6 protein-coding genes are annotated in these 5097 nt (G+C 64.4%); 3 read left to right on the top strand and 3 right to left on the bottom strand.

The window, feature by feature from the left end; genetic code table 11:
• Positions 1-120, top strand: a 120-nt coding sequence (locus ACETK3_RS21145) for an integrase core domain-containing protein (RefSeq protein WP_373993569.1), incomplete at its 5' end; no start/stop codon positions are given.
• Positions 121-129: 9 nt separating this feature from the next.
• Positions 130-684 carry a DUF3090 domain-containing protein gene (locus ACETK3_RS21140; protein WP_236798550.1) on the top strand — a complete coding sequence of 185 codons (555 nt, stop codon included), beginning with the start codon at positions 130-132 and terminating at the stop codon, positions 682-684.
• Between the two features lie 50 nt (positions 685-734).
• On the opposite strand, the gene ACETK3_RS21135 is transcribed toward ACETK3_RS21140, so the two are convergent.
• Positions 735-1259, bottom strand: coding sequence for a hypothetical protein (locus ACETK3_RS21135; protein WP_373993580.1), 525 nt, complete (start codon positions 1257-1259; stop codon positions 735-737).
• Between the two features lie 117 nt (positions 1260-1376).
• On the opposite strand from ACETK3_RS21135, the gene ACETK3_RS21130 reads away from it, so the two are divergent.
• Positions 1377-2411 carry an AAA family ATPase gene (locus ACETK3_RS21130; protein ID WP_236798552.1) on the top strand — a complete coding sequence of 345 codons (1035 nt, stop codon included), beginning with the start codon at positions 1377-1379 and terminating at the stop codon, positions 2409-2411.
• 31 nt (positions 2412-2442) lie between these two features.
• On the opposite strand, the gene ACETK3_RS21125 is transcribed toward ACETK3_RS21130, so the two are convergent.
• Positions 2443-3171 carry a PspA/IM30 family protein gene (locus ACETK3_RS21125; protein WP_236819640.1) on the bottom strand — a complete coding sequence of 243 codons (729 nt, stop codon included), beginning with the start codon at positions 3169-3171 and terminating at the stop codon, positions 2443-2445.
• A gap of 306 nt (positions 3172-3477) precedes the next feature.
• Positions 3478-4518, bottom strand: coding sequence for an MsnO8 family LLM class oxidoreductase (locus ACETK3_RS21120; protein ID WP_236819642.1), 1041 nt, complete (start codon positions 4516-4518; stop codon positions 3478-3480).
• Between the last annotated feature and the right edge of the window lie 579 nt (positions 4519-5097).

The raw sequence follows: 5097 nt of genomic DNA, 5'->3' as shown, positions 1-5097 counted from the left end.
GAGCGTGTTGCCGCTTTCGCCGACTGGCTCCATCATTACAATCATCATCGAGGCCACACCTCACTCAACGGTCAGCCACCGGCCAGCCGCGTCACCAACCTCTCAGGTCAATACACCTAGACTACTGCCATGCCTACACTTGTTCACGAGTTTTCCTGGCCTGACCGGGTCGTTATCGGCACCGTCGGTGTTCCGGGGGCGCGTACGTTCTACCTGCAAGTACGGACAGGCAGGCAAATTGTAACCATCGGTCTGGAAAAGCAGCAGGCAGCTCTGCTCGCAGAGAAGATAGACGAAATTCTCGACCAGCTCAACACCCTTGAGGGCAATCCCTTCAGCGTCCCCACGGGTACTCCTATCGAGTTGGTCGATAACGACCCGCTTGAGGTCGTTGAAGAGCAATTCCGAACCGGCGCCATGAGCCTGGGTTGGGACCCGACGACGGCGCAGGTGGTCATAGAGGCTTACCCCATCAGCGATGTCGATGGTGATGGTGATGACGAATCTTTTGACCAGGACGACGCTGAGGTACCCGAAATGGTGTTGGTGAGAATGCCGGTGGGCACCGCTCGCGCATTCACCAAGCGCACGCGTGAGGTGGTGGGCGCCGGCCGTCCACTATGCCCGCTCTGCGGGTACCCCATGGACACCGAGGGTCACGTCTGCTCCCCTCCCGAAAACTGATAGGGCGCATCGGCCGACCGCCGGCGCAGCGCCTTGAACGCAGTCATCGCCTAAGAGGGCGTCAATACGACGCGCTGAAGATTCTGGAGAGTGGCCGGTCCGGCTGCGATGTCAATAACGCCAGCGTCTGAGTTCAGGCTAATGACGTGAAAGTCCAACGGCACTTCCTGCTTGGCATCCTGGCGGTTGGCCTTCCGTGGTGGGAACTCCGTGGCCCTAAGCCCCGTAAGCGCCTTGCTGCGGCCACTGGCTATCAGTTCGCCGTGGACGGTCGGCTGGAAATCGATCCGTCCCGGGCCTGGGCTGGCGACGCCCATCTGCCATGTGCTGCTGAGCGAGCCCGGCGATGAGTCGGGGAAGCGCAGGAAGATGACAAATTTGCCGGGCTCATCCGGCTTGGCCGCGTCCGTCGGGAACCGCGTCGTCATAAAGAACACGCCGCCGCCGATCATCAGCGCATAGAAGGCGGCATTGGCGACCGCGTCTTCGAGAGTGCCCCCAAGGATGAGACCAGCCGCCAGGATGGCGGCGCAGGCCACAACGCCCACCAAAACTGCACGGAGCGCGGGATGCATTTCGCCCCACTTCCTCATGGCGCCATCCTAGGGCCGGACCCTTTCCCCCGCTACGGCCCGTCGTTTGGGAGCAGGACGAAAACGTTCGTGGCCGGAATCGGGTACTACAGTGGAGGCATGGCTGCCAGTCGGAAACCGCTCGACGAGCTGCGCGAAACCATCGGCCACCTGGCCGATCAGCTCAAGCTGCCCGGTTCGGAGCGCGTCGACGACCTCGTTGGCGATCTCGTTGGTCCCAGGCCCGGGCCGGCCCGGCCGCTGTCCGAGGTGCAGGCCGAGCTCGACGCGCTGGTCGGGCTGGAGACGGTCAAAGAACAGGTGCGGGCACTCGTCGCACTGCTCCAGGTCCAGGCCCGCCGCAAGGCCCACGGCCTACCGGAGGTGGCCACATCACAGCACCTGGTGTTCCTGGGAAACCCAGGCACGGGCAAGACCACTGTGGCGCGGCTTCTGGCGGAGATGTACCGCGCGGTAGGGCTGCTGCAGAAAGGCCACCTGGTGGAGGTGGACCGTTCCGGCCTGGTGGGGCAGTACGTCGGACAGACCGCCATCAAGACGGACCGGGTCATCCGCCGTGCCCTGGACGGCGTCCTGTTCATCGACGAGGCCTACGCCTTGGCTCCGGAGGACGGCCGGATGGACTTCGGCCCCGAGGCGATCGAGGTCCTGCTGAAGCGGATGGAGGACCACCGGCATCGCCTGGTGGTGATCGTGGCCGGATACCCGCGGCTGATGGAATCCTTCCTGCTCTCGAACCCCGGGCTGCGCTCCCGGTTCGCCCGCGAGATCACATTCCCCGACTACTCCGTCGACGCACTCCAGACGATCTTCCGCCAGATGCTGGCCCAGCACGAGTACAGGCTGGAGCCGGGTGCGGACCAGATGCTGCGCCGCATCCTCGCCGGGCTCCACGCGGGTGAGGACTCCGGCAATGCACGGTTCGCCCGCACGCTGTTCGAGCAGGCGCTGAACCGCCAGGCGCTGCGGCTGTCGCTTGACGAGGAACAAAGTCTCGACGCACTCGATCGTGAGGCAGTTATGACGCTCACCGCGGACGACATCGTTGAGGCCGCACTGGCCCTGGGTGAAGAACCGGAACCCGAACCGATACCGGAGCCGGAGCAGCCACGCTGGTGGCGCTGGCTGGTCTGACGGAATTTGCCGCGCCGCCCTGGACCACGTCCTAGTAGTCGATGGCTTTCCGGTCCATGGACTTCAGCGCCGCAAGCCGTGCCTCCACTTCGGTCTGCTCGCCGAGGTCTTCCAGGGAGGCGAACTGGGCGTCCAGTGATGAGGCGGCGAGTTCCTGCTGGCCGCGGACGGTGGCTTCCTGGCGCCGGACCTTGTCCTCGTAACGGCCGATCGCCGAAGTTGGGTCCCCGCCGTCCAGGGCCTTGAGCGCCTCGTGCACTTGGGACTGGGTGGCCGCGACCCGGGCGCGGTTCGCCAGCTCGTTGCGCTTAGCGGTCAGCTCCCCGAGCTTGCCCCTCATCATGTCCAGGCCGTTCTTCAGCTGGTCGACCACCCGGTTCTGCGCGGCCAGAGCAGGTGCCTGGGCCTTCGCGGTGGATTCGGCAGTCAGCTGCCGGCCGATGGCGACCTTGGCGAGGGCATCGAACTTGTCCGCGTCAACACTGTTCCCCGCGGCGCGGAACTCATCGGCCTTCCGGGAGGCTGCGATGGCCTTCTTGCCCCACGTGTTGGCGTCGTCCACTGCCCGCTTGTAGTCGTCTTCGGCCATGCGAAGGTTGCCGATCGTCTGGGCCACTGCGGACTCGGCTTCGCGGATGTTTTCCGAGTAGTCGCGGACCATCTGGTCCAGCATCTTCTGCGGGTCTTCGGCGGAATCGAGGAGGGCGTTCAGGTTGGCCTTGGCGAGCTGGGCGACACGGGAGAAAATACTCTGCTTCACTGCGGTCTTTCTATCGTTGGTGGAATTGGCATCCTATCCGACGGCCAGCAATCTGGGACCCAGCGGTAGTGACGTGGCCACTCTTGAGCAAACCTTGTGCCCATCGTGGGCTGCCGTTTAGGAACGGGTCCTATCTTTGAGGGCAAGATCCTGTCGCTGGGGCAGGTTCTACACATGGGGACAGGGCCGGCGGCCGCAGCATCCCGAGACCGGATGCAGCCCCCCAAACCGCCGCCGGCCCTTAAACCCGGGTCACCCAGACTGCCCCCGCACGCGGCGATGGTTCCGCTCAGCGTGGCGTGCGCGTCAACGGGATGCTACGAATCCACGGCGGTCGTCCATGCTGGGGAGCTCTTCTTGGGGAAAGAGCCCGGCCAGGATCCGATCCGATTCCGCCTGTGCCGCGACGTCGAAGGCTCCGCCCGTGACGAGTAACTCGTCAGCTCCGGAGGTCGCGAGCAGGTGCTGGACTTGGGTCCGTACCTCGGAGGCCGTGCCGTAGAGCGATGTGGACAGGCTTCTTTCGACCGCTTCCTTTTCGCGGACAGTCAGCCCGGCCCACTCGGTGGGACCCACGGGCGCCAGGGCAGCGAATTCACCGGTGGTCCTGGAACGGGCCAGCGCGATGGCTTCGGGCAAAAGCAGTTCCCTTGCCGCTTGGTGAGTCGCGGCCGCCGCTACGTTCGCGGAAACCATGATGTAGGGCCGCTGGAACCAGCGTGATGGACGGAACTGTGAGCGATACCTGTCCAGCGCCGGGAGTCTGCCGTTCTGGTCTGTCCGGAACACGGCTGGCCCGCCCAGCACTACAGCCAGGCCGGCACGGGCTGCAATTTCGATTCCCGAACCCGTGGCCAGCACGAATACCGGTGTAGCCGAGTCGTTCCGCGGCCGGGCTGTGATGGATGCGGTTCCGGACAGGTAGGCAAGCAGTTCGGCCAGCTGGTCTTCAAACCGCTCAGCCTCCTGTTTCCCGGCGCGAAGCGCATCCCGGACTGCCGGGGTGAAACCGACAGACCGGCCGACGCCCAAGTCGATCCGCGCGGGATGAAGAGCCTCCAGCGTGGCCGCCTGCTCGGCCACCACGAATGGCTGGTGGTTGGGAAGCATGACGCCTCCTGAACCGACCCGGATGGAGTGCGTCCGGGCAGCAACGGCGGCCATCAGCACGGCGGGTACGGAACCGGCAATGCCCGGCACCGCATGGTGCTCTGCGACCCAGAAGCGGTGGTAACCCCATTCCTCGGCCCGCTGGGCCCGTTCCAGCACCCGGTTCAGGGCGTCGGCAGCAGGAAACCCCTCCCGGGCGTTGGCACGGTCGAGCATGGAAATCCGGGGAAGGGTCATACTGCTGGAACCACTCCGGGCGAGGAAGAATTCCTCTCCCGGCTACGGATTCCGGGTCCGCCGGATGTAGTTGCACGTCCTTAAGACCTGCCCACGTGAATGTCAGACCCTCCCTCAATAATGAGTACATGGCAAGCGAAGCAGTGGAGAAGGCGTTTGGGGCGATGGACGAAGCCGCCTTCGGCGGGAGAAGAGTTTCTCCGCGCCTACCTCGATGCCAAGTAAGCTGCCAGGAAAGCCGAAAGGACTCCGCACGACGTGTGCGGAGTCCTCTTGGTGGCATGACGGGAAGGTGCGTGGGCGGGCGTTGTGAGACCCAAGGTTACTTGGCGAAAAGCGCCAGATGCGGACCACCGCGATTCTCCTGTTTTGGCGGACTACTGCCCAGGTCGACCTACTGACCTATTTGGCGAAATCGATAGGCACCGTGAACTGTCACGCCACTAATAGTGCAGGGTTGTTAGCGGCCATGAAAAACTGCCCATAGGCGGCCACGAAAGTGCCCGCTGGCGGCCAGCAGAACTGCCGGCCGGTGGCCATGAGATCTGCCCACTTCCTTACTTGTTCCTGCCGCGTCTT

Origin of the sequence: Arthrobacter sp. E44 (assembly GCF_041877125.1) — a bacterium.
Lineage (GTDB): Bacteria > Actinomycetota > Actinomycetes > Actinomycetales > Micrococcaceae > Arthrobacter.
This window is presented reverse-complemented; position numbering and strand designations above follow the sequence as displayed.

Excerpts from the sequence above, each read along its gene's own strand:
- ACETK3_RS21130 (WP_236798552.1), top strand. The coding sequence starts at position 1,377 with ATGGCTGCCAGTCGGAAACCGCTCGACGAGCTGCGCGAAACCATCGGC.
- ACETK3_RS21135 (WP_373993580.1), bottom strand. The coding sequence starts at position 1,259 with ATGCATCCCGCGCTCCGTGCAGTTTTGGTGGGCGTTGTGGCCTGCGCC.
- ACETK3_RS21140 (WP_236798550.1), top strand. The coding sequence starts at position 130 with ATGCCTACACTTGTTCACGAGTTTTCCTGGCCTGACCGGGTCGTTATC.
- ACETK3_RS21120 (WP_236819642.1), bottom strand. The coding sequence starts at position 4,518 with ATGACCCTTCCCCGGATTTCCATGCTCGACCGTGCCAACGCCCGGGAG.